The sequence below is a fragment of the Flagellimonas sp. 2504JD4-2 genome (assembly GCF_053642935.1).
This window is the reverse complement of record NZ_JBSIOV010000002.1, coordinates 641,764-666,424: the sequence shown is the minus strand read 5'-3', so window position 1 is coordinate 666,424 and position 24,661 is coordinate 641,764. Positions and strand designations below refer to the sequence as shown.

Sequence of the window (24,661 nt, the reverse complement as noted above, 5' to 3'; positions counted from 1 at the left end):
ATTCAAAGTTATTTCAATCTATGTGGTAGCATTGAAATAACTTTTTAAGATTGAATCCACTTTCTTCATTGGTAGTTTGGTTATTATTGGTTTAACCCCCAACTTCAAAAAAGAAGGGTTAGTTATTTAGGTGAAACTAATTTAGTTCAGATAGAAATAGCTATCTACAAAAAGTTAAACATACTCTGATACTTTTTTTGCCTCAAATTGATTTAAAGTATTATTTGTGGTCTAATTCTGATACTCTTTAGGAAAAAAAAGCTGGATGGAGAGGTGTTTTAGAATTGCTAAAAATATTTGTCTCTGGTTTTGATGGATGTCAAGATTGGATAGGTAATTTCGACATTCCCTAAATGTTGAATTCTGACGAATGTTTGATTTCCTTTAAGACAAAAGTGCTATTTAACTCTCCAATATTCTCAAGTTTTGAAAGCTTGTATTTGACAAAATCATGATATGCCTCCAGACTTTCTGTATTTATCTTTAAGATAAAATCTACTTTTCCGGCCATGTGAAAACACTCTTGTACTTCCTCGAGGCTTCGTATTTGTTCCTCAAACTTTTCGATAAAGGAAGATTCGTGGAATCGCATGGCGACCTGGCAAAAGGCAGTAACGGGTAATCCTATCCGCTTTTTGTCTAGAATGGCAACATATTTTCGGATGTACCCGAGCTTTTCCAATCGTTTGATACGTTCATAAACCGGGGATACGGTGAGATTTAAGTTCCCTGCAATTTCCTTTGCGGTCTTCTTTGAGTTTTTTTGTAAAATCCTAAGGATGGTAATATCCGTGCTATCCAGTTTGTCCATAAAAGTCTTCAATAATCTTTCCTGCTTATAAACGTCAACAGAACGCTTATTAAGTAAAAATTACGGAATTATCACATTTAGCAGTAAAATAATGTTTATTTAACAAAATTTTCAATTATTTAATCTGTTTAACATAAATTTGGGAGGAACAAACGCTTAAAGCAGCATATGACCCCTTCTATTTTGATAACTGGAGCCAGTGGACAATTGGGCACGGTATTGACCGATGCGCTCCAACTCAAATATGGTTTGAAAAATGTGGTTGCCACTGACATAAGGCCAAACGAATCTACTTCAGGAATTTTTAAAATTTTAGATGTTACCGATGAGGTCCGATTGGAGGAGACCATCCAAAAATATAAGGTAACGCAGATATTTCATTTAGCTGCGATCCTATCTGCAAACGGAGAGCAAAATCCACTTAAAACCTGGGAAATTAACATGAAGGCCTTGTTGAACGTGCTTGAGGCTTCAAGGAAAAACAAAGTGGCCAAGGTCTTTCATCCAAGTTCCATCGCGGTATTTGGTGATGGAGCGCCTTCTGTAAACACCCCCAACGATTCCTTGTTAGATCCATTGACTTCTTATGGATTGAGTAAGGCTGCTGGTGAAAACTGGGGAAAATACTACTTTCATAAGTATGGCTTGGATGTTAGGTCACTAAGATATCCGGGAATTATAGGATATCAATCCCAACCGGGAGGTGGCACTACGGACTATGCCGTTGAGATATTTCATAAAGCAGTTGCAGGTGAGCCTTTTACATGTTTCTTAGATAAGGAAACAACCCTACCTATGATGTATATGGATGATGCGGTAAGAGCGACCCTGGAACTAATGGAGGCACCTTTGGAAAACATAAGAGTAAGAACATCGTACAATATTGCAGGAATCAGCTTTTCTCCCGAACAGATCACAGCATCGATTAGGGAAAAATATCCAAAATTTGAAGTGGAATATGCTCCAGATCATCGACAGGAAATTGCGGCGAAGTGGCCCAAAAGCGTGCAAGATAATGAGGCCACACGGGATTGGAGTTGGAGGCCCCAATATGATTTATCCCGAATTACAGATACTATGATAGATAATCTAGAAGCAAATTATGCGGATTTTGCATAAATCGATTATTAAAAATATATTGTTGCAAAAATGTGTAGGTACACATAAATAATTTTGGATGATGTAGAACTAACTTTATTGACCATGGAACGCAGGCTAACCAAACACGAAGAATACCAATTCCAGCAATTTAAAAATGGCAGCGAAACCGCTTTCAAATCATTTTTTGATCGCTATCACGATCAGATTGTGGGTTTTTGTATGCAGTTCATTGGCGATTTGGATGAATCTAAAAATGTGACACAGGACGCCTTCGTCAATCTATGGCTTAATAGAGAAAAAGTAAAGGAACCCAAAGGGGTCCGATCCTTTTTATACACATCTGCAAAAAGCAATTGCCTAAATCTCCTCCGTCATAAAAAAGTAGTTCACAAGTATAACAATCAATATATAAAACAACGGGAAAGACAAATAAACCTCGAGGTGCTTCGTGCCATGGAGTTTGATACTGCTACCCTTTCCGAATTGGAAATATTGATTCAAAATGCTATCAAAAAACTACCCGAAAGGTGCAAGCATGTTTTCAACATGCGTCGTTTGGACAATAAAAAGAATCAGGAAATCGCAGAGGAACTCAGTATTTCTGTCAAAGCTGTCGAAGCAAATATGACACGTGCCATGAGAAGCCTTAAGCACAGTCTTTCCAATTACATATCCATTTTACTACTCCTAATTTTTCATTAGAAGACAAAAAAGCACAATCCCAATATAGGGTAATTGGGTTTATACGTGTACTAATAAGCAAACATCAGGTTTAGCGTACTCTGAAGGTTTTTTAAGTTAGTTTGAGTTAGTTAAAAGTTTCAGGGGGGCGAGCCCCGCCCTTCTGACTTTTAGCTGATTGTGATTTATGAACCAACAGTGTGGATATAACAGATCAAGGAAATTTCAAATCGGAATAAAATATTAGATGGAGAATAAGCTAATCAACAAATATCTCTCTGGAAAAGCCTCTGAAGCCGAAGTCAAAATGATTTTTGATTGGATGGACGCTTCACCCAAGAACAAAATGGAATTCATCGAACTCAAAAAAATATGGAGCCTATCCATGGAGGTCGATGGTGACAAGGAAGGAGCTTGGGAGAAAGTTCAAAAAAGACTTAGAGAGCTAAAGCGAAAAAAACATATCAGAACCAACTTTAAGTATGCCGCTATTCTAGTAATAGGTATGGGATTGGCTGTGGGACTTTTGTATGACAAAGTAGTTGTGGAACTACCAAAGGACCAAATTGTATTGGAGTTAAGTGATGGTACAAAAAAAATAATTAAAAGCGACGGTAGTCAAGAAATTGTAGGCTCTGACGGTCAAATATTGGGGCAGCAAGAAGCGGATGGAATATCGTATACAGATTCCCAAGGAGATGAACTGGCTTACAACACCCTGCACATTCCCTATTCAAAACGGTTTAACCTTGTTTTATCTGACGGCACTAAAATTCACCTGAATTCTGGCGCTACCTTAAGATACCCTGTCAAGTTTATGGAAGGCATGTCACGTGAGGTTTTCTTGGACGGTGAGGCTTTCTTTGATGTTACCGAAGATGAAAATCGTGAATTCATAGTTCGGGCAAATGGTCTTACCACTAAGGTTTATGGGACCGAATTTAACATTAACAGTTACAAGGAAGATGATATTCATGAAGTGGTTCTGGTAAGTGGTTCCATAGGGGTTCAAAAAGACAGTACCAGCAGGGAGGAAATTTTGCTGAAACCAAACGAAAAGGCCTCGCTGAGCAAAGATGGTCGATTGTATAGGGAATCCGTTGACGTATCGGGATACATTGCCTGGATTGATGGTGTTTTGGTGTTCGAGAACGAGCGATTGGAAAATATCTTAAGAAGATTGGAAAGACATTACGATGTTTCGATCACAAATAACTACACCGCTATCAACGACAATAGATATACTGGCTACTTTGATATTGAGAGCGTGTATGATATTCTAAGAACTTTCAGCAAACACAAACCATTTGTCTATGAGGTAAATGGAAACTACATAACAATTAACCCATAATTCAAACAATGCCTATGCAAAAACAACTTAAATGACCAAAAAAAATCAGGAAATGCTGCAACATTCCCTGATTAGAAAAACAATTTAAATAATCAAACAAAATATCTAAATCAACTCAAAATTATGAATAATTATTTGTGTTTTTTAGGGAAGACGAGATTCTTTCCTAGAATGGACTTAAAGATGAGATTGACATTTATTTTTCTTTTAGTTGCTCTATTTAAGATTAATGCGAGCAGCTATTCGCAGGTTACCAAGGTTTCCCTCGACCTCACCGATGTGAGTGTGGCGGAAGTCTTTAATGAAATAAAGTCAAAGACAGAGTTTAAAATATTGTATATGAACTCTGAGATCGATTTAAAGCGCAAAGTATCGATAAAGGTGAACAAAAGCCGAATCGAGAAAATACTTCATATACTTTTTAGAAATACTGAGATAACTTATGAAATTGTAGGAAAGCAAATAGTACTGCGCTTAGAACCTAAAAAATCTATAGTAAAACCTAAGGTTTCCATTGAGCCGGATGGTTCCGTTGAAGAAATCCAATTGGATATTACTGGAACCGTAACGGATACTGGTGGAGAGCCTCTTCCGGGCGTAAATATTGTGGTGAGAGGAACCACAATCGGTACACAAACAGATTTTGATGGAAACTATGCCATCCAAGCAGCTACAGGTGAAGTTTTGGAATTTACCTATTTGGGCATGAAAACACAGGCAATCACGGTAACGAACAACACGACTATTAATGTGGTTATGCAAGAAGATGCTGCAAGCTTGGACGAAGTAGTTGTAGTAGGTTATGGTACCCAAAGGAAAGAGACACTTACGGGATCCGTTGCCACGGCCACTGGAGAAGCACTTGAAAAATCTTCCTCTCCCAACCTTACTTCGGCACTTTCTGGAAAAGTTGCTGGGGTTTTTGTTGATACTGGAAGTAACCAACCTGGCTCAGATACGGGTGCAATACGAATTCGTGGAACAAATACTTTCAGAAATTCATCCGCACTTGTCGTTATAGATGGGATTCCCAACAGAGCAGGTGGTATTGCAAGAATTAATCCGGCCGATATAGAAAGTATCTCTGTATTAAAAGATGCCTCCGCAGCTATTTATGGAGCACGGGCGGCAAATGGAGTTATCCTGATTACAACCAAACGTGGTAAGAAGGGAGCTCCCACTGTAAAGCTAAATACCACTTATGGATTTCAAAGCTTTACCACACTTCCGGAAATGTTGACAGGAGCAGAATATATGGATTTGGTAAACGTACTTAATGTGTACAAATTACCGGTTTCAGAATGGGAAGCTGCACACGCAGGACGTGGCGCGCCTTACACGCGATCGGATAACGGCGAGGTTGTAAACCCAACTTTTCCAACGGAAAGAATTGAGAATACTGCCGCGGGGACCGATCCGTGGTTATATCCCGATACGGATTGGTTTGATGAACTGCATCGTAAAGATGCTCCAATCGCACGTCAAAATATCCAGATTTCTGGTGGTTCCGAAAACATAAGTTATTTGGCCTCATTAGGTCATTTTACCCAAGCCATCAATTTTGTCGGAGCACCAAAAGGGTTTGAAATGTATGATTTGCGATTGAATTTGGACGCAAACATTAACAAGCATTTGAAACTGGATGTTGGACTATATGGTAGAAATGAGGATAACCGTACCGCCACCCGTCAAAATGTGATTGGGGATCTTATTAGGCAATACCCCTGGTTCCCTGCTTTTTGGCCAACGGGTGAGCTCGGTCCTGATATTGAAAATGGAAACAACCCAGCCGTAAGGGTCACCGAAGCACCCGGATATGATGACAACAATCGAACGTATACCCAAAGTAACATTGGACTTACCTTACAAGTTCCTGGTATTGATGGATTGGAACTAAGAGGTAATGTTTCCTACGATAGATTTAGCTATAAGCGTTCATTATGGAATCGACCTTGGACATTATATACTTGGGATGGTGTAAATAGGGATTCATCCGGTTTAACTGAAGCCCAACGAGGTCCTGGAGACCCAAGTTTAACTGAAGATTTCACGGATAGAACCGATTTCACAGCTACATTCAACGCATCGTATGAAAAAGAATTTGGCGAGCACTATTTGAAATTCCTTGGGGGAGTTACCAAAGAAGAAAACAAACAGAGTTTTACAAGAGCTTTCAAGCGTTTTTTCTTATCAAGTGACCTTGCCCAGTTGGATTTTGGTGGTACCGAAGGACAATTTAGTCAAGGTAACGCCTTTGAACGTGCACGTTTAAATTACTATGGTCGTATGAATTATACGTATAAAAGTAAATATTTACTGGAATTGCTTTTTAGATACGATGGATCGGACCTTTTCCCTAGGGATACTAGGTTTGGATTTTTCCCAGGAGCATCTGCGGGTTGGATTATGTCCGAAGAGCCTTTCTTTCAAAAAGCGGCACCGTGGTTGGATTTCTTCAAGGTAAGAGCCTCATGGGGACAAATGGGTAACGATAGGGTAGACCCTTATCAATTTAATGCATCCTATGAATTGTCATTTACCGCGTTGGAGAGCATAGTAACTACCGCCACCGAAAATAAAGTGGCTAACCCCAACATTACTTGGGAAACGGCTACCTCCACAAACGTAGGGTTTGACCTTAAGACCCTGGATAATAAATTAACGGTAGGATTTGATTACTTCATTAATACAAGGGAAGATATCTTAACAAAACCTCTTGCAACTTTACCTGAATACACTGGGATTAATCCTCCAGACTTGAATATAGGGGAGTTTGAAAACAAAGGTTTTGACATTACACTTGGATATAATGGAGGTACTGAATCTGGATTGACCTATAGTGTCACAGTTAACTTTAGTGATTCCAACAACGAACTGACCTTCTTCGATGAGCCAGCTCTGGATGATCGTCCATGGCAAAGGCAAACGGGAGGTGAAATAGGAAGACCTTTATTGTACAAGTTTGACGGAGTTTTCCGTACGCAAGCTGAAATTGATGCGGAGACTTTGGATTATAGTGATGTAGCTCCTATCCTAAGACCTGGAGACGCTAGAGTTGTTGATTTTAATGGTGATGGCAGAATTACGGATGCGGATAAGAGACGTACCGGTGGTAGTGCCTTTGCAGATACTCAATATGGTATCAACACAGCCTTGAATTATAAAAACTTTGATTTCAACATGTATTGGGCCGGTGGTGCTGGTGGTTACATTAACTATGAATGGTCATTTATGTCTGGTACCTTAGCTAACGTACAACGTGATGTACGTGACAGGGCTTGGTCCTTGGACAATATCAACGCGCCGCTTCCAAGATTGGCTGATAGAGGAGACCAATGGTATTCTGGACAAACTGATGGATACCTGCTTACAAGAGACTATATCCGTCTGAAGACTTTGGAATTTGGCTATAGTTTGGATGAGGCTCTTGCAAACAAAATCGGAGCTAAGAGCATTAGGATATCAGCTTCTGGTACCAACCTCTTGACTTTTACCGACTTCCCTTTTGATCCAGAAACATTGGACATTGGAAATGATGTGCTTAACAACAATGGTATTAACCAAGGTGGCACCCAAATTGGGGTAAGTGGAGGTAGACAAACGGACGGTAGTGCGTATCCATCGTTACGAACTTTCAATCTTGGACTTCAACTAACTTTTTAAAAATTCTTATAATGAAAAAGAGTATTTTAAAATTAACAGCATTGTCCCTCTTTGCTATTGCAGCAGTTGGGTGCAATGAAGACTTTTTGGACACAACCCCGCTAAATGAAATTGCGGAAGATGCCGTATGGAGTGATTTAAACCTAGCTCAAGCTGCAGTACTTGATTTATACCAAGGTACATGGGCGGGTACTCTTACAGAAGAAGAAACTTCAGATGCTTTTACCGATAATGCAGTCTTTACCCACCCTGGCCGTGGTGTGGATGGCTATACTGAAGGGAAAATGACAGCTGGAGGAAATTACATGACACGAGACTGGTTGGATAACTGGAGTGAACTATATAAATTCATCCGCGGAGCTAATTTGGCCATTACTAATTTAACGGCTAATGAAGCTGGGTTTAATCAAGACGTTGTGGATCAGTTGTTGGGTGAGGCTTATTTTATGAGAGCGCATTTTTATACCAATTTAATGCGACAGTATGGAGGATTGGTATTGACAACAGATGCCTTTGATCTTGATAGTGAGGCCAATAACCCGAGATCTTCATTCGAGGAAACGATTAACTTGATTGTTTCTGATCTTGATCAAGCCATATCACTTTTGGATGATGCCCCGGTAAGTCCTGCAAGAGCACATAGACTCACCGCATTGGCATTAAAATCAAGAGTATTGACCCATGCAGCCAGTGATCTGTATGATGCAGCCAAGACAGCCTCAATATCAACCATTTCCGGCTATGCCAATAAAGAGCTGGTTCAATATACCAGTGGTACCCAAGCAGCAAGATGGCAAGCGGCGGAAGCAGCCTCTAAGGCTTTACTGGATGAGCATGCGGGCTATAAGTTGGATTATAACGCACCAGCTTCTTTTGATGAGGCCAAGCAGAACTATGATGATATGTGGCTGCAAGGTGCGGATAACGTAGACTTTATTTGGGGACGTTTGGTAGAGGAGTTTGGTTTTAACTCAAGAACCTATGAAGGTGGAGATGGATGGTCACAAGGACCAGGAATGTTCGCTTTGAACCAGGGACCCAACGGTTACCATGAATGGGCCGGAACAACACCAACGGAGGCATTGGTTTCCAAATATTCAATGGACGATGGAACGGCATTCGATTGGGGCAACCCTGTCCATGCAGCCAATCCGTATGTTAATCGGGAGCCTCGTTTCTACTCCACAATCCTATATGATGGAGCTCCTTGGAAGCCACGGACGGATGATGTTGTGGTACATGATAATTTCAACGAAATCCAAACCGGGTTCTATACCTTTACAGATGGCACGGATTTTAACGGATCGCCTATTAAAAATGGGGTGGATACACGTCAAGGTCCAATAGAGGATTGGAACGGATCTAGAACTGGATACTATTTCAGAAAGTTCTCGGATCCAAACCAACCAGCCTCTTGGCCAAATAACTTGCAGAAGATAGATGCGCCCTACATAAGACAATCTGAAATTCTTTTGAATTTTGTTGAGGCCAATATCGAATTGGGTGATGAGGCCGAAGCTATTGCTTGGTTGAACAGGTTAAGGTTTAGAAACGGCTTACCCGCTGTTACCGAAACTGGTGATGCATTAAGACAATTGTACCGCAGGGAACGTGACAAAGAGCTGGTAAACGAAGATGCCCGACTCTTTGATATGAAGCGATGGCTGGAAGGACCGTATTCCCTGGATAAACAGGTGCAAACGGTCTTGATTCAAGCTACGCAGAAGGCAGGGGAAGTGGTAGATAATTACAGATATGACCCCACAAAATGGGATTATACCTATCAGCCCACCGATATCGTCTTTGAAAATAGGCAATGGTTGGACAAAGTCTATTTCTTGCCCATTGATCAAACAGAAATTGACAAAGACCCTTCTTTGATTCAGAATCCAGGGTACTAGTCAACTAATTCTTATTATGCTCAAATAAGTTGAATGGCTCCGTATCCTTATGTACGGAGCTATTCTTATTTTTAATGTTCCTTAAACTATCTGATCTCAAATGAAAAATGTACTATCCCTTATTCTTTTGATGGTTTTGATAACATCTTGTCAAAAACAATCGGTTATACAGTTCACAAAATTGGCCTCGAATGAAACAGGTATCGATTTTAAAAATCAGCTTACTGAAACCCATAAGTACAATTACTTTACCTATCCCTATATGTATTTGGGTGGAGGTGTATCAATAGGAGATATCAACAATGATGGTCTAGAGGACATATTTTTCACTGGGAATATGGTTCCCAATAAACTGTATTTGAACAAGGGCGATATGCAATTTGAGGATATCTCTGAAATTGCGGGCATTCAAGGAGATGATCGCTGGTATTCGGGAACTACTTTTGTGGATATCAATCAAGATGGGTATTTGGATATCTATTGCTCCGTCAATGGAAAAAATGCTCCACACAATAATGCACTGTACATTAACAATCAGGATAACACATTTACGGAAAAGGCCGCAGAATATGGCATAGATTGCGATGGACATAGCATGCAATCTGTCTTCTTTGATTATGATAAAGATGGTGACTTGGATCTCTATGTTATCAATTACCCTCCGACCAGTTTTATCGCTCCAGTTCCTTATTATGCCTATATGTTAGAAAACCATGAACTAAAAGATTCTGATCGTCTTTATCGAAATGATAATGGGCACTTTACCGATGTAACCGTTGAGGCTGGTTTAAGCAACTTCGGGCTAAGCTTAGGTGTGGTAGTCTCGGATGTGAACAACGATGGGTTTTCCGATATTTTTATTTCCAATGATTTTAATGCGCCCGATTTTTTGTTCATCAATAACCAAGATGGAACCTTCACCAACCAAATCGATACAAGCCTACAGCAAACATCCTTTTTCGGAATGGGTGCCGATATCGCCGATTTCAACAATGATGGCTACATGGATATTTTTCAATTGGATATGTCTTCAGAAGACAATTTCCGGTCCAAGGCAAATATGTCTTCTATGGACCCCGATGCCTTCTATCAATCCGTAAATATGGGGCTGCACCACCAATATATGCAGAACTCCCTACAACTTAACAATGGCAATACTACAAACGAATTACCATTATTTAGCAATGTGTCTCGTCTGGCAGGTGTTTCTTCGACTGATTGGAGCTGGGGAGGTTTATTGGCGGATTTTGATAATGATGGATGGAAAGACCTCTTTATCACCAATGGAATTAGACGTGATGTGAACAATAAGGATTTTTATGCAAAATATAGATCCTTCTTTGATGAGTTGGAAAACTCTCCTGATTATGAAACCAAAGAAGAAGAAGCAGGTCTCTTAAACATTTTGGCCGAACTACCCTCGGAGAAATTGAGCAATTATATGTTCCATAACAACAAGGACCTTACCTTTTCCAGAAAATCTGAGGAATGGGGATTTGAAGAAAAAACCTTTTCCAATGGCGTAGCTTATTCAGATTTGGACAATGATGGAGATTTGGACTTGGTCATTAACAATTTGGAGGATATTGCGAGCGTATACCGAAACAACAGTGCCAAAACTAACCAGTTGACCGTTAGTTTGGATGGGAACGGGAAGGTTTTGCCCAATGGAAGTTCAGTGTCCATACATACCACTGAAGGGGTACAGGTTCAAGAACATAACGTGGTACGTGGCTATTTGTCTTCCGTAACTCCCTTGCTTCATTTTGGTCTGGGTCAGTCACGGCAAGTGGACAGCGTTTTGGTTAATTGGCCTAATGGGCGTATAACAAAGATTGACAATGTTAAAGCCAACCAAAGGCTGACCGTTGTTTATAAAGATGCTGACCTTGAGGCCCAGGATTTGGCACAATCCATGGAAAAACCTAAGAACTTTCATACGATTGATTTCCCCAACCCCACCGTGCATAAAGAAAATCCGTTTGATGATTTTGACATTGAGATTTTACTCCCGCACAAAAACTCTACACTGGGTCCCGCTTTGGCCACTGGCGATTTGAATAAAGATGGCAGGGAAGATTATATCGTCGGAAGTTCCATTGGCACCTCGGCTTCTGTTTTGCTTCAGGATGAAAAAGGTGATTTCTCAGTACTTTCCATTCCAGATTTGGCAGCAGATAAATATTATGAAGATCTCGGAATATTGATTTTCGATGCTGATAATGATGGTGATAATGACTTTTATATCGCTTCGGGAGGAAACGAATTTAGCGCTGGTTCATTGGGGTACGAAGATCGTTTCTATGAAAATCTTGGAAATAATAACTTCCGGAGAAACAAAAATGCTATTCCAGACACAAAGAATAGTGGGCTGGACGTAAGTGCCTCAGACTTTGACCACGATGGTGATTTGGACCTATTTGTCGGCGGACGATTGATTCCTAAAAAATACCCTTATCCAGCAGATTCCTACATACTCGAAAATGTAAGCGATGGTTCCGGACCAAAATTTGTCCCTGCGACGGATAAAGTCCTTCCAGATCTTAAAGAGATAGGGCTTGTAACGGCATCAAGTTGGGTAGATTTTGATAATGATGGTTGGGAAGACCTCGTAATTGTAGGGGAATGGATGCCCATTAAATTCTATAAAAATGTTGAAGGAACTTTTACCGATGTTTCCGACCAATTGTTGAACGATAAGCTCGCTGGTTGGTGGTTTGATATTCAAAAAGGAGATTTCGACAATGATGGCGATCAAGATCTTATTGTGGGGAACCTGGGGAAAAATTACAAATATCAAGCAAGTGTCGACTACCCTTTCAAAATTTACCTTAATGATTTTGACAGTAATGACCAAGCAGATATTGTATTGAGCTATCAAAAAGGGGATACTGAATTCCCTGTGCGTGGTCGTCAATGTTCTTCGCAGCAAATGCCCGCAATCAAACATAAATTCAAGGATTATAATTCCTTTGCCAGTGCTTCTTTGAACCAAATCTATACAACGCAAATGCTCGAAGAATCTTTGAGCTATGAAATTACTTCGTTCGCAAGTATTTATCTTGAAAACAAGGATGGCAGGTATGTAGCCAAGACTCTGCCTCAATTGGCACAACTATCAAGTATCAACAAATTTGTGGTGAAGGATTTCGATAAGGATGGTAATTTGGATGCAGTTTTAGCTGGAAACCTATACAATTCTGAAGTGGAAACACCACGAAACGATGCCAGTTTCGGACTTTTTCTTCAAGGGGATGGAACTGGGAATTTCAAGGCCAAAACCATGATGGAATCTGGTTTAAAAATTGTCGGGGATGTACGTGATATGGAATTACTTTCCAAAAATGGAACGGACCATATACTTGTTGCAAAAAACAATGCCCCAGTGCAATTGATAAAGGTGAATTAGTTCTAGAGGAATTGTACTGCTGTCTAAGGCAGTTATTACAGATAATTGGTTGAAATGAGCAAAAAGCGCTTATCAAATAGCATTGCCATTTTGTTGATCGTGCTCTTTGTAGCGCTGTTCTACTATTGCAAAAATCCAAAAATTGAATCGGATTACCACGACCCTGAAGTTGTTGCAACCCATTTTAATGGCGAGCAATTTATCGGTTCACAGGCATGTATGGAATGCCATGGTGATATTTATCTCACTCATTTGGAAACAGCTCATTTTAAAACTTCCGCTCTGGTAACTGCTGAAACTATCAAGGGTAGCTTCGAAGAGAGCTCAAATAAGCTGGATTTAAAGGATGTTGAGTTTACCATGAAGCGGGAAAAGGATTCATTTTTTCAATATTCCCACATTAAAAATAGGGATGTTGAATTTCCTCCATCAAATTTTGAGATTGCCATTGGCTCGGGGGTTCGCGGTCAAACGTATCTGACTTGGGAAGACAATGCGTTGTTTCAGCTGCAACCTTCCTATCATACACCATCCGATAGTTGGATCAATAGCCCGGGCTATCCAACGTACAACTTTAAAAGACCCATAAATGATGCCTGCTTAAAATGTCATTTGACCTTTGCCACAAATCTCAATACCAATAACGGAAACAGCTATGATAAGGAAAAAATGATTTACGGGGTGGATTGCGAAAGATGCCATCGACCGTCGGCAAAACACGTTGCTTTCCATAGAAAAAATCCAGAGGTGACAGAACCCAAACACATGCTGAAATTGAGCATTTTGACTAGGCAGCAGCGTTTGGATATCTGTGCGCAATGCCATTCTGGACTCCGCGAAGTCACGTTGAAAGGCGGTCCTTTTTCTTTTTTAACGGGAGAGCATTTAGATGAGTATGCGAAGAACGTAGAGGGCAATAATTCGAATGGCAGCCTTGATGTTCATGGGAATCAGTATGGTTTGCTGACGAAAAGTGAATGTTTTAAGCAGGCAAGCACAATGGATTGCAGTACATGCCATGACCCACATAAAAATGAACGGGGAAACACCATCCTTTTTAACCAAAAGTGCATGGAGTGCCATAATACAAACACGGCAATATGCACTGTTGAATCCCATAAGATGACACGTAGGGAAAACAACTGCATATCATGTCACATGCCAAGTTTTCCTTCAAAAATAATGACGGCTCAGGTGGGTCAAGATAGTGTGGAGACCTCCTTTTTTGTACGGACGCACTTGATTGCAATCTATGAAGATGGACAATGGGATACCGAAGAATAAACTTTAAGAATTAACCTCCAAAGAATAAACAACAGACAAAATCTATGAAAATATCATTTTACTTTAAACATATTACCTGCGGATTGCTGCTGGCACTTTTCTGTTTGAGGAGTGTGGCCCAAAATGCATACAAGGAATTTGAACTTGCTGGTCAGCAGGTGGAGTTGCATGGGGACTTTTCGGAATTCGATGCCAAAATAGAGCTGGAGCAAGTTTCGGAAGGATTGGGAATAGCAACTATTTCCCTATCCACTGAACAGGGAAGTGTTCCACCACAATTCGCCTTGAAATGGAACTTACCTTCGAGCGACATTGCTGGCCATTGGGGAACAGGTAGTTTTAATGATAAAACCATCGGTCCAAGTTGGGGTCCCTCAAAAACATATTCTATGTTGGCCAAACAAGCTCCTGTAATTGCGCTGTTTGGTCATGATGATATCAACCGACTTAATTTTTCTGTGTCAGAAGCTCTGAATACGGTTGTATTAAGCACAGGAATCAAAGAGGAAGATGGAATGGTATACAACGAGATTAGGTTTTTCTCTGAAAAACACCGCCCTGTCAAAAACTATGAGGTTAAAATCCGATTTGATAGCAGACCACAATTATATTCCAAAGCATTGAACGAGGTAGCCGATTGGTGGGCTTCATTTGATTTATATAAACCAGCATCGGTTCCGGAAGTAGCAAGAATGCCTGTTTATTCAAGTTGGTACAGTTATCATCAAAATGTTTCGATGAAAGATTTGTTGGAAGAGTGCAAGTTGGCCAAGAAAATGGGATTTGAATCAATTATTGTGGACGATGGATGGCAAACCTTGGATAGTAACAGAGGTTACGCTTATACTGGGGATTGGGAACCGGAGCGAATTCCTGAAATGAAGGAATTTGTACAAGCAGTGCATGATTTGGGAATGAAATTCATTTTGTGGTACGCCGTTCCGTTTGCTGGCGAAAAATCAGCAGCATACACCAAAATGAAGGGCAAGTTTTTGAGGTACTGGAATGGACAGGGAACCTATGTTTTGGACCCAAGATATCCAGAAGTTAGGGAGTTTATTATCAAAACCTATGTCGATGCCACCCAAGAATGGGATTTAGATGGTTTCAAATTAGATTTCATAGGGCGCTTTGTATCTGATGACAAGACCGAACTTACAACTGAGGATGGTCGTGATTATGCCTCTGTAAACGAGGCTACGGATGTTTTAATGACGGATTTGATGAAAGCCCTTCAGGAAATCAAACCTGATATCATGATCGAGTTTCGACAGCCCTACATTGGTCCAGCCATGCGAAAATACGGCAATATGTTCAGGGCTACAGATTGTCCCAATCTCTCTTCGGTGAATAGAATACGAACTTCCGATTTAAGAATGTTGAGTGGCAATACTGCAGTGCATTCTGATATGTTAATGTGGCATTATGACGAACCTGTTGAGGTAGCTGCGCTTCAGATGCTCAATGTGATGTATTCCGTTCCACAGATTTCAGTGAGGTTGGAGGATATTCCTGAAGATCATTTTAAAATGATCAAGTTTTATACCAATTACTGGCTTAAAAACCGAGATGTCCTATTGGATGGGGAGTTCCATCCAACTGGTCCGTTGACAAACTATCCTGTTTTGGAAGGGAGTAAAGATGGCAAGAAGATAACAGCGGTTTATAATGACCAAGTTGTAAACATTCAAACTGAAAAGTTTGACCAAGTGGATATTTTGAACGCCAAACGTTCCGCTCAAATAATAGTGATTACAGAAGGGCCATCAAAAAATTATGAATACGTAGTAAAGGATTGTATGGGTTCTGAAGTGGAGAAGGGGGTAATGGAAATGAAAAAAGAACCTCATCTAATAAACGTACCCCCTTCGGGATTGATTTCATTTACCAATACCTACTAAAACAAGTTAAAATGATTTTTTCAAGAACAGTTTATAATATACCGACTATAAAGACTAAAGAAGTGTTTGGTCTTATAACTGCATTTTTATGTCTTATCAATACCTCTTGTATCGATAAAAAAGAACCAGAAGCAACCAAGGAACGACCCAACATTTTGTGGATTTATCTTGAAGACACAGCACCGTTGATGGGAAGTTATGGCACTTCCATTGTGGCAACCCCAAATATTGACAGTTTGGCTGCTACTGGAACGCTGTATAGCAATGTCTATATGCCGGCACCAGTATGCTCTGCAAGTCGGTCGAGTATAATAACTGGGGTGATGGCAACCACATTTGGCGCCCATAACCACCATAGTTCCAGAACAAAGGAGTCAGCAATTTATTTGCCTGAAAACTTCAAGACCATTCCAGAAATTTTTAAGGAAGCCGGTTACTTCACCTTTAATAATGGCAAGGATGACTACAATTTCATGTACGATAGAAGGGATTTGTACAGTCAAGATTACAGGTTACATCCCTTATATGGAAAAAGTGGGGTGCGACTGGATTTAAGCACATTGAGTGGCAAACAACCTTTCTTTGGACAAGTGCAGTTATATGGGGGAAAGGAAATATTCAATTCAAAATTTAAGGATGACGTTAAAAATCCAGTAGACCGATCTAAAGTGGAGCTGCCATCTTACCTTCCGGATCACCCTACCATTGTTGAGGAATACGCGAACCATCTGGATGCCATTCAAGTTACAGATGACAAAGTTGGTGACATCATAAAGAAACTAAGAGAAAGCGGGGTTTTGGAGAATACGATTGTTTTCTTTTTCTCGGACCACGGCATGCGCATTACCCGGAATAAGCAGTTCTTGTACGACGGAGGATTGCATGTTCCCCTGATTATTGCCGACTTCACCAAAAAACAAGAAAAAATAGGAACTGGAAGCATTAGTAACAAGCTAGTTAGTGGACTTGACTTGGGAACAAGTTCCCTGGCCTTAGCTGATATTTCCATTCCGGAATACATGGAAGGAAAAAATATTTTTAGCAATACTGAAGAAGAACGGGAATATGTCATCTCGATTAGAGATCGCTGCGATTTTACCATAGACCGTATTAGATCAGTTCGATCAAAGGAATTTAAATACATCAGAAATTTTATGACGGACAGACCTTATACCCAACCGACCTACATGGATGTGAATAATGTTGAGTTTGTAAAGGTGATGCGGCAATTGTATGCCGATAAATTACTAAATGAAGACCAAGAACATTTTATGTCCGATATAAGACCTGCTGAAGAATTGTACGACTTAAGGAATGACCCCTTCGAGTTGAACAATCTTGCAAATGACCCAACCTATAAGGGTGTACAGGAAAGATATTCCTCCATTCTTAACCAATGGATTTTGGATACTGATGATAAGGGCCAGTATGCCGAGAATGAGGAAGGTCTGAAATTGATGCTAGGTATTTGGGGAGCGCATTGTGTAAACCCAGAATATGAACCTTTAAGGGAAAAGTACCCTAATTTGGAAGGTTCCCTGCTTCACTTTAAAAGTTCAACTTCCAAACTGGTTGATTCAAGCGTGAAGGAAACCACCACATTGTGATTTGAGAAACCTCGAGGGCAATAGGAACCATGCAGAAAGGGTGCCTAATTGTTTCATTTGTTTTTAAAAGTCCTGATTTTGGTGATGCGAGCGTGTTAAATTTGTTCGTGTTTGGTATAAAAACTACATTTATATCTACCTTTCTTATTTGGTTTCAAAGCGAGTTGTGCTTTTATCACCTTGATTATGAAGAGTTGGTCAAAAACGTCTTCTATAGCTCACCGAAATAAAAACTCTAGGTTTTTAGGGATATTCCTTTGTCTTATTTTCTTTGTGTTTGAATCAGCTTTGGGACAAGATTTGCAGAAGAATGTGTTCGTTCACAATTGGTTTGATAATATCACCGGCATTGAAAGTTCCGACATACATTATGGACAGGTATATACAGAAAAACATCGACTAAAAAGCACGAAGACTAAATTTTTTGTTTCCCCGGAGTTTCGTCCGGGAGAGGTGTATTTTAACAACCAACCGTACTTTAACCTCAATCTAAAATATGATGTTCATGGTGATAACCTTATCCTTCAAGTTAAAAACGAGCTAGGAGGGATTCCGTTGCTTTTACGCAATGAACATGTAGACAGCTTTGCCATAGAGCAGCATAGATTCAAGAATGTTGCTCAACAGGATTCTGAAACCGGAATTTCGGCTGGATTTTATGAAATCTATCGAACAACTCCTTTTTTCAATATTCTGAAAAAGCATGGAAAAAGACTTGTCAATAGTCTGGGAAACACCGTGTCCTATGATGAATTTGAAGATTTGGACCCCACATTTATCCTAGAATATAAGAATGAATTCTTTGTTCTTAAGAGAATAAAGGAGGTGTCCAACATATTCCCGGATTATGATTTAAAAATTGTTGTCGAGCAACTGGGAAGAGGTGCAAAATTGGTTGATGATTCCTCTATAGATGTATTGATTGACTTTCTCCAAGGAAAATTAAGTGAAACGCATGATGATGAGTAAAGGCAGGTATTTTTGGGGAGTACTTACTTTTGCCCTAATGGTATGCCAATATTCTTGGGCACAATCAACCAAACAAGACATTTCAATTGCCTTCGAAGATAAGACCAGAAAAGAAGTCCTTTTGCAGATTGAAGAGCTGTCGGGCTACAATTTCTACTACGACGAGGAATGGTTGGGAGCTGACATAATCTCTGGCAACTTTGACAATGCACCGGTAACCGAGATATTGCAGGAAGTACTTAAGAATACCTTGATCAATTTTTATGTATTGAATACGGACACCATCATATTGACCCCTAATGTGGTGATTCAAGATGAATTGCCTGAGAGCTTTCAATTTCTGGAAGATGGTGTTGAAGAAAATCTGGATACTTTATCAATTTCACCCATCACCATTGACGAACCAACCCTTTTTTTGGAAGAGAAAGAACAGCAGGATGAAGCCCTTGAGACTGTGCGAATAGGTCGGCAACAACGGGGTATAAAAAAGGCCAAATACAAATTAAGTGGGACGGTGACCAATTCAAACACAGGAGAGCCCATTCCCAACTTGGCAATTGTGGTTCAGGAGTTGTCCTTGGGAACTGTTACCAATGCACAAGGATATTATGAAATTGAAATTCCAGCTGGAGTCAATATTGTTAGGGCTCAGGCTATTGGGATCCAAACCATGCAAAAGAGGGTCATAATCTATAATGATGGCCGTTTGGATTTCGGTTTGACGGACAGCGCAGAGCAGTTGGATGAGGTTGTTGTTGAGAGCAATAGAATCCAGAACGTGGAAAATGTGATTGCAGGGGTTGTTGAACTTGATGTCGCGGAGATAAAAACGATACCGTTGGTCTTGGGTGAAAGGGACATTCTAAAGACCGCGATTACCTTACCTGGAATCACAAATGCGGGGGAAGGTGCCTCAGGATATAATGTTAGGGGCGGGCGTACGGACCAAAACCTGTTTTTATTGGATAAGGCGGTCGTTTATAATCCAAGTCACTTTTTTGGCATTTTCTCCGCTCTAAATCCGTTTGTTACAGGTAATGTGACCATTTACAAAGGCAATATTCCTGCGGAATTTGGTGGTAGGTTATCATCGGTTTTCGATATTGAAACCAAGGAGGCGAACATTGAAAAATTCACTGGAGAAGCGGCTATAGGTCCTGTGACTAGTAATCTTACCATAGAAACCCCTATAGTTAAGAACAAATCGGGAATTTTATTCGGGGGGAGAACTACCTATTCCAATTGGATTTTGCGTGCGTTGGATGATGAAGAACTAAAAAATAGTGAGGCGTCTTTTTTTGACGTTATTGCAAAATACAACGACAAGCTAAACGAAAACAGTACACTAGAGGCGACGGCCTATTTGAGTCGTGATGCCTTCAGCATTACCTCTGACTCCATATTCAGCTATAGAAACAGGCTTTTTTCCCTCAAGTGGAACCATCAACTTAATGAAAAAAATACCTTGGGCATATCCCTTTCCAACAGTCAATATGACTTCAATATCGAGTTTGATGGGGATGCAGATAGAAATTTTGATTTAGGCTATAGAATCAATGAAACGGAATTAAAGGCAAAAGTGCTTCATCTTTTTAATGATTCGCATAACATCAATTATGGTATTTCTAGCAAGCTCTACAATGTAGATCCGGGATATATTGATCCTATCGGCGCTAACTCGATAGTGGAACCCTTGGAGATTCAAAAAGAAAAGGGATTGGAGTCCGCAATTTTTGTTTCGGACAACCTGAAGGTGGATGAGAACCTCTCCCTGGATATTGGATTGCGATATTCCTTGTTTGCCGCGCTGGGGGAATCTTCACAACCTATTTATGCCGACGATGCTCCAAAAAGTGAAGGTACGTTGATAGAAGTCCGGGAATTTGGTTCCAATGAAATAATAGAAACTTATGGAGGTTTGGAAGGAAGGTTGTCGGCAAGATATTTTCTCACACCTGATTTCTCGGTGAAGGCCGGTTACAATAACACCTATCAGTATATACATACACTTTCGAACAATACTACCGTATCTCCAACCGATACCTGGAAACTTTCTGATTTAAACGTCGAGCCCCAGCGGGCCGAACAATTTTCAGTTGGACTATTTAAGAACTTTAATGATAACACTTTTGAGTTAAGTCTTGAGGGGTACTACAAAAAGTCCAAAAACCTATTAGATTATAAAGTGGGCGCACAATTGCTATTGAATGAGTCCATCGAAAGGGAAGTATTGCAAGGTGATGGAAAAGCATATGGAGTTGAATTTTTGATAAAAAAGAATGAAGGAAAACTTAATGGTTGGCTAGGATACACCTATTCGAGGTCATTTACAAAGTTGGATAGCCCGTTTATTGAAGAACAGGTGAACAACGGGGAATATTTCCCTTCCAATTTTGACAAGCCCCATGATCTAAGTTTAGTGACCAATTACAAGTTCACCAAAAGGTTCAGCCTTTCCGCCAATTTTGTTTACCAGACAGGTCGGCCGGTTACCTTTCCTATTGGCACATATTTTTTAGATGGAGCAGAATTTCCACTTTTCAGCGACAGAAATAAATTTCGGATTCCGGATTTCTATCGTTTGGACTTAAGTTTCAACATAGAGGGAAATCATAAGATCAAAAAGTTTGCCCATAGCTTTTGGAATATATCCGTTTATAATGTTTTGGGAAGGAACAATCCATATTCCGTGTTTTTTGTCACTGAAAATGGAAGGCTGCAAGCGTATCAAAGCTCAATATTTTCCATACCGATCCCGACCATAACCTATAATTTTAAGTTCTAACGCATGACCAGTTCCAATCCACATAGAGGAAATTTTGCCGCATGGATGCTATCTTTTGCTTTGGTTCTTTTATTTGGATGCACGGAACCTATTTCTATTGATGTGAGCGGTTCGGACAGTGTGCTTGTGGTCGATGCAACAATTACCAACGAACTCAAAAATCATGAGATTTTATTGAGCAGGTCTTCCCAATCCGATACTGATGGACCGGTTCCTGAGCGTTTTGCCAACGTAAGTGTTGTGATTGACGATCAACAGACAATTCCCTTTTTCGAGATTGGACCAGGAAGGTACAGAACAGATATAGCTTTTGCCGCTCAAGCCAATAGTACATACGAACTACAAATCTCAACTTTTGAAGGTAGAAGTTATCGCTCAACAGCGGTCCGATTGCCCCAGACCATCCAAATTGACAATGTCTATGCAGAACTCACACAAACAGATAGCGGTTTGGATGGTGTAAATATCAATGTGGATAGTTTTGATCCAACCGGAAATTCTGTGTATTACAAATATGAATTTGAGGAAACCTATAAAGTAATAGCGCCTGAGTGGGGTCCCAATGAGTTGGTAATACTAAGCGAGAATCCTCCGAGCGTAACGGATTTACCGCATACTGAAGAGAAAAGAGTGTGTTTCGCTTCAGAAAGCTCGAACAGCATAATCCTAACGAATACGACAAATGCTAGTGAAGATAGGGTTACCGGTTTTACGGTCAATTTTTTGGGGAAAGACAATTATATCATCTCCCATCGGTATAGCATTTTGGTAAAGCAATTTGTACTGGGCAGGGAAGCCTATGAGTTTTATGAGCAACTAAGTGAATTTTCAGGGTCGGAGAGTATATTTTCCCAAACCCAACCAGGATTCATCAATGGCAATATTGTTCCTGAAGATGGTTCGAATGAAAGGGTAGTTGGAATTTTTGAGGTGTCATCAGTATCAGAAAGAAGAACCTTTTTTAATTATACAGATTTCTTTCCGGATGACGAGTTACCAACTTTTATTGATGAGTGTCGAACTACTGTTGTTCCCGATAACGGGGAATTGGTCAGACTCATAAATGAGCAGCAAATAAGCCTTGCTGGTTTTCAGGATAATGGAAATGGAGGGGTGACATACATTGTACAACCCAGGGTTTGTGGTGACTGTACGGCCTTGGGTACTAATATAGTTCCTGATTTTTGGGAAGAATAAATCAAACAAAATGATAAGAACGATAGCCTTATTTTTTTTGATATGCATTGGAATCGCAAATTCCGTATGTGCACAACATCAAATAAAAGACTCCAATGAATTGGAAGGTTATCGGTCTATTCCCCAAGAACATGTTTACATGCACATCAATGACACTTTTTTGCTGTCGGGCGAATACCTCTATTATAAATTGTATTGTTTAGAAGCTTCGTCCAGAGCACCAAGTGCTATTAGCAAAATTGCTTATATTGAATTGGTAGGAAGCGATGGCGAGGTAATCTTCAAACATAAAATCAAACTTAACGGAGGACAGGGTCAAGGTGAATTTTTTGTCCCCCCATCAACACCTTCTGGGAGTTACAAGCTGATTGGATACACCCGTTGGATGCTTAACATGGGACAGGAGGCTTTTTTCAATACCGATATCACCATAGTAAACCCATATAAAGAGCTGGATGTTTCCATGCGATTTACAAAGGAGCAAGAACCTACGGACTCAATCCTTCCCATACAAACTGCTACAGCGGATACTATCTTACCGAAAGAAGAAGAATTCTACCAAATCACCATACCTAAAGGAAAGTACAGTAAAGAAGAACTGATAAACACCTTGCTCAATGGGGTTCCAGATTCTTTATGGTCTGATCAGGATAGGCACTCTAGGGATTCTATAGCCAAAATAGAGCTTCCAACCATGGATTTTACCGTACAAGCTGAATACAATGATTTTGAGATAGTCCTTCCCAAAAAAGCGTTCGGCAAACGAGAATTTGTAGGCATTGAGATTAGCAACAATACAGCACCCTTGGTTAAAGGTGTTTTTTCAATTTCGGTGAGAAAAATTGATTCCCTACCCAGGCCTTCATTGCCAAATCCTATAAATGAGATGCTCCTTATACAAAGTGGTTTAAATCAAGTAAAGCTTGGAGGTTCCATTTTTTTACCTGAACTACGGGGCGAACTGATAACGGGAACGTTGGTGTCGGGAAGTGGACAGTTATCCGATCAAAAGGTTGCCATTTCGCTTTCCAAGACCTATCCTGTGATAAAAACCGCTATTACTGATGAGAAAGGAAGATTTTTTGTAAATATAAATGAGGAGGATAGAAAAGGTGAAATGCAATTATTGGTTTTAGGGGATAATGCGGATGGTACACGCATTGTACTTGACAAACCAAATCAGATAGACCATGAGAAGTTCACCTTTGAACAGCTTAAGATCTCACCTGACATGGTAAAAATTATATTGGAACGCAATGTGCATAATCAGATTGAAAGCGCGTATTTCCACAAAAGGAATGACAGTACGATAATTGAAAACACTGAGCATAAACTTCTCAAAGATCTATCAGATGTATATCTTTTGGATGATTATCAGCGATTTTCCAACCTAAGAGAAACCATTGTGGAGATTTTGGATAATGTGTGGATTAAGAAAGAAAAGGATGATTACAAAATCCAAATAAGGGGAACGGAATCCTTTTTTGTAGATTCAAACGAAGTTCCCTTGGTACTTGTGGATGGGTTCGTTGTAAAAGACATCAATAATTTACTGGAATATGATATCAAGCAGATTGAAAGTATTACTGTTTCGCAGGACAAGTATTATGTAGGAGCACAAGTGTTTCATGGTGTCTTATCGATCTCAACAAGAGATCAAAACTTTGCGTCTTTTGAGGAGGATGGCATTTATGAGGAAAGATTGTTGCCATCTTTGGGTAAAAAAAAGTATTTCTTTCAGGGCTATGGGGATGATATTACGGATGCCCAACGAAAATATCCAGATTTCAGATATCAATTATTTTGGCAGCCACAGTTGGAGATAAAAGAGAAGAAAACAGAAGTAGGCTTTTACACAAGTGATAATGTGGGAGATTTTAGGATTGTCGTCCAAGGCTACACCAGAGATGGAAAACCTGTGTCGCTTTCAGAAATCATTAAAGTCGAATGAAAAGTTATTTTTCCGACATCAATCGTTGTTCAAACCAAATAAATAATAAA

General features: G+C 40.0%; 14 protein-coding genes. 13 read left to right on the top strand and 1 reads right to left on the bottom strand.

Going from position 1 to position 24,661, the window contains the following annotated elements; all coding sequences use genetic code 11:
• Window positions 1-349 precede the first annotated feature (349 nt).
• On the bottom strand, window positions 350-811 hold the full coding sequence (locus tag ACULLH_RS09680) for an Lrp/AsnC family transcriptional regulator (protein ID WP_454088541.1): 462 nt from the start codon (window positions 809-811) through the stop codon (window positions 350-352).
• Between the two features lie 168 nt (window positions 812-979).
• On the opposite strand from ACULLH_RS09680, the gene ACULLH_RS09675 reads away from it, so the two are divergent.
• From ACULLH_RS09675 to ACULLH_RS09615, 13 genes are all read left to right on the top strand, one after another.
• Window positions 980-1,930 carry an NAD-dependent epimerase/dehydratase family protein gene (locus tag ACULLH_RS09675; RefSeq protein ID WP_454088540.1) on the top strand — a complete coding sequence of 317 codons (951 nt, stop codon included), beginning with the start codon at window positions 980-982 and terminating at the stop codon, window positions 1,928-1,930.
• Between the two features lie 84 nt (window positions 1,931-2,014).
• The gene (locus tag ACULLH_RS09670) at window positions 2,015-2,614 is read left to right on the top strand and encodes an RNA polymerase sigma-70 factor (RefSeq protein ID WP_454088539.1); all 600 of its coding nucleotides are present in this window, start codon (window positions 2,015-2,017) and stop codon (window positions 2,612-2,614) included.
• Between the two features lie 226 nt (window positions 2,615-2,840).
• A complete protein-coding gene (locus tag ACULLH_RS09665) occupies window positions 2,841-3,944 on the top strand; it encodes a FecR family protein (protein WP_454088538.1) in 1,104 nt (367 codons plus the stop codon).
• 183 nt (window positions 3,945-4,127) lie between these two features.
• Window positions 4,128-7,607, top strand: coding sequence for a TonB-dependent receptor (locus ACULLH_RS09660; protein WP_454088537.1), 3,480 nt, complete (start codon window positions 4,128-4,130; stop codon window positions 7,605-7,607).
• Window positions 7,608-7,618: 11 nt separating this feature from the next.
• Window positions 7,619-9,508, top strand: a complete 1,890-nt coding sequence (locus tag ACULLH_RS09655; protein ID WP_454088536.1) for a RagB/SusD family nutrient uptake outer membrane protein — start codon at window positions 7,619-7,621, stop codon at window positions 9,506-9,508.
• Window positions 9,509-9,608: 100 nt separating this feature from the next.
• Entirely contained in the window at window positions 9,609-12,917 is a 3,309-nt protein-coding gene (locus ACULLH_RS09650; RefSeq protein WP_454088535.1) for a VCBS repeat-containing protein, read from the top strand.
• 54 nt (window positions 12,918-12,971) lie between these two features.
• Complete coding sequence (locus tag ACULLH_RS09645; protein WP_454088534.1) at window positions 12,972-14,201, top strand: multiheme c-type cytochrome; 1,230 nt, start codon at window positions 12,972-12,974, stop codon at window positions 14,199-14,201.
• Window positions 14,202-14,245: 44 nt separating this feature from the next.
• Window positions 14,246-16,102: a glycoside hydrolase family 36 protein gene (locus tag ACULLH_RS09640; protein WP_454088533.1), complete on the top strand. Its 1,857-nt coding sequence runs from the start codon at window positions 14,246-14,248 to the stop codon at window positions 16,100-16,102.
• 11 nt (window positions 16,103-16,113) lie between these two features.
• On the top strand, window positions 16,114-17,709 hold the full coding sequence (locus ACULLH_RS09635) for a sulfatase family protein (RefSeq protein ID WP_454088532.1): 1,596 nt from the start codon (window positions 16,114-16,116) through the stop codon (window positions 17,707-17,709).
• Window positions 17,710-17,982: 273 nt separating this feature from the next.
• Entirely contained in the window at window positions 17,983-18,678 is a 696-nt protein-coding gene (locus tag ACULLH_RS09630) for a hypothetical protein (RefSeq protein ID WP_454088531.1), read from the top strand.
• Window positions 18,665-21,463 (top strand): TonB-dependent receptor, encoded by a 2,799-nt coding sequence (locus ACULLH_RS09625; protein ID WP_454088530.1) that lies wholly within the window; start codon window positions 18,665-18,667, stop codon window positions 21,461-21,463. The genes ACULLH_RS09630 and ACULLH_RS09625 overlap by 14 nt, the downstream gene beginning before the upstream one ends.
• Before the next feature lie 3 nt (window positions 21,464-21,466).
• Entirely contained in the window at window positions 21,467-22,660 is a 1,194-nt protein-coding gene (locus ACULLH_RS09620) for a DUF4249 domain-containing protein (RefSeq protein ID WP_454088529.1), read from the top strand.
• Window positions 22,661-22,670: 10 nt separating this feature from the next.
• Entirely contained in the window at window positions 22,671-24,611 is a 1,941-nt protein-coding gene (locus tag ACULLH_RS09615) for a hypothetical protein (protein ID WP_454088528.1), read from the top strand.
• The last annotated feature ends 50 nt before the right edge of the window (window positions 24,612-24,661 follow it).

What these genes read in the sequence shown, in the direction of transcription:
- ACULLH_RS09655 (WP_454088536.1), top strand. Translation starts at nt 7,619, where the DNA reads ATGAAAAAGAGTATTTTAAAATTAACAGCATTGTCCCTCTTTGCTATT.
- ACULLH_RS09650 (WP_454088535.1), top strand. Translation starts at nt 9,609, where the DNA reads ATGAAAAATGTACTATCCCTTATTCTTTTGATGGTTTTGATAACATCT.
- ACULLH_RS09670 (WP_454088539.1), top strand. Translation starts at nt 2,015, where the DNA reads ATGGAACGCAGGCTAACCAAACACGAAGAATACCAATTCCAGCAATTT.
- ACULLH_RS09635 (WP_454088532.1), top strand. Translation starts at nt 16,114, where the DNA reads ATGATTTTTTCAAGAACAGTTTATAATATACCGACTATAAAGACTAAA.
- ACULLH_RS09665 (WP_454088538.1), top strand. Translation starts at nt 2,841, where the DNA reads ATGGAGAATAAGCTAATCAACAAATATCTCTCTGGAAAAGCCTCTGAA.
- ACULLH_RS09625 (WP_454088530.1), top strand. Translation starts at nt 18,665, where the DNA reads ATGATGATGAGTAAAGGCAGGTATTTTTGGGGAGTACTTACTTTTGCC.
- ACULLH_RS09675 (WP_454088540.1), top strand. Translation starts at nt 980, where the DNA reads ATGACCCCTTCTATTTTGATAACTGGAGCCAGTGGACAATTGGGCACG.
- ACULLH_RS09615 (WP_454088528.1), top strand. Translation starts at nt 22,671, where the DNA reads ATGATAAGAACGATAGCCTTATTTTTTTTGATATGCATTGGAATCGCA.
- ACULLH_RS09640 (WP_454088533.1), top strand. Translation starts at nt 14,246, where the DNA reads ATGAAAATATCATTTTACTTTAAACATATTACCTGCGGATTGCTGCTG.
- ACULLH_RS09620 (WP_454088529.1), top strand. Translation starts at nt 21,467, where the DNA reads ATGACCAGTTCCAATCCACATAGAGGAAATTTTGCCGCATGGATGCTA.
- ACULLH_RS09680 (WP_454088541.1), bottom strand. Translation starts at nt 811, where the DNA reads ATGGACAAACTGGATAGCACGGATATTACCATCCTTAGGATTTTACAA.
- ACULLH_RS09645 (WP_454088534.1), top strand. Translation starts at nt 12,972, where the DNA reads ATGAGCAAAAAGCGCTTATCAAATAGCATTGCCATTTTGTTGATCGTG.
- ACULLH_RS09660 (WP_454088537.1), top strand. Translation starts at nt 4,128, where the DNA reads ATGAGATTGACATTTATTTTTCTTTTAGTTGCTCTATTTAAGATTAAT.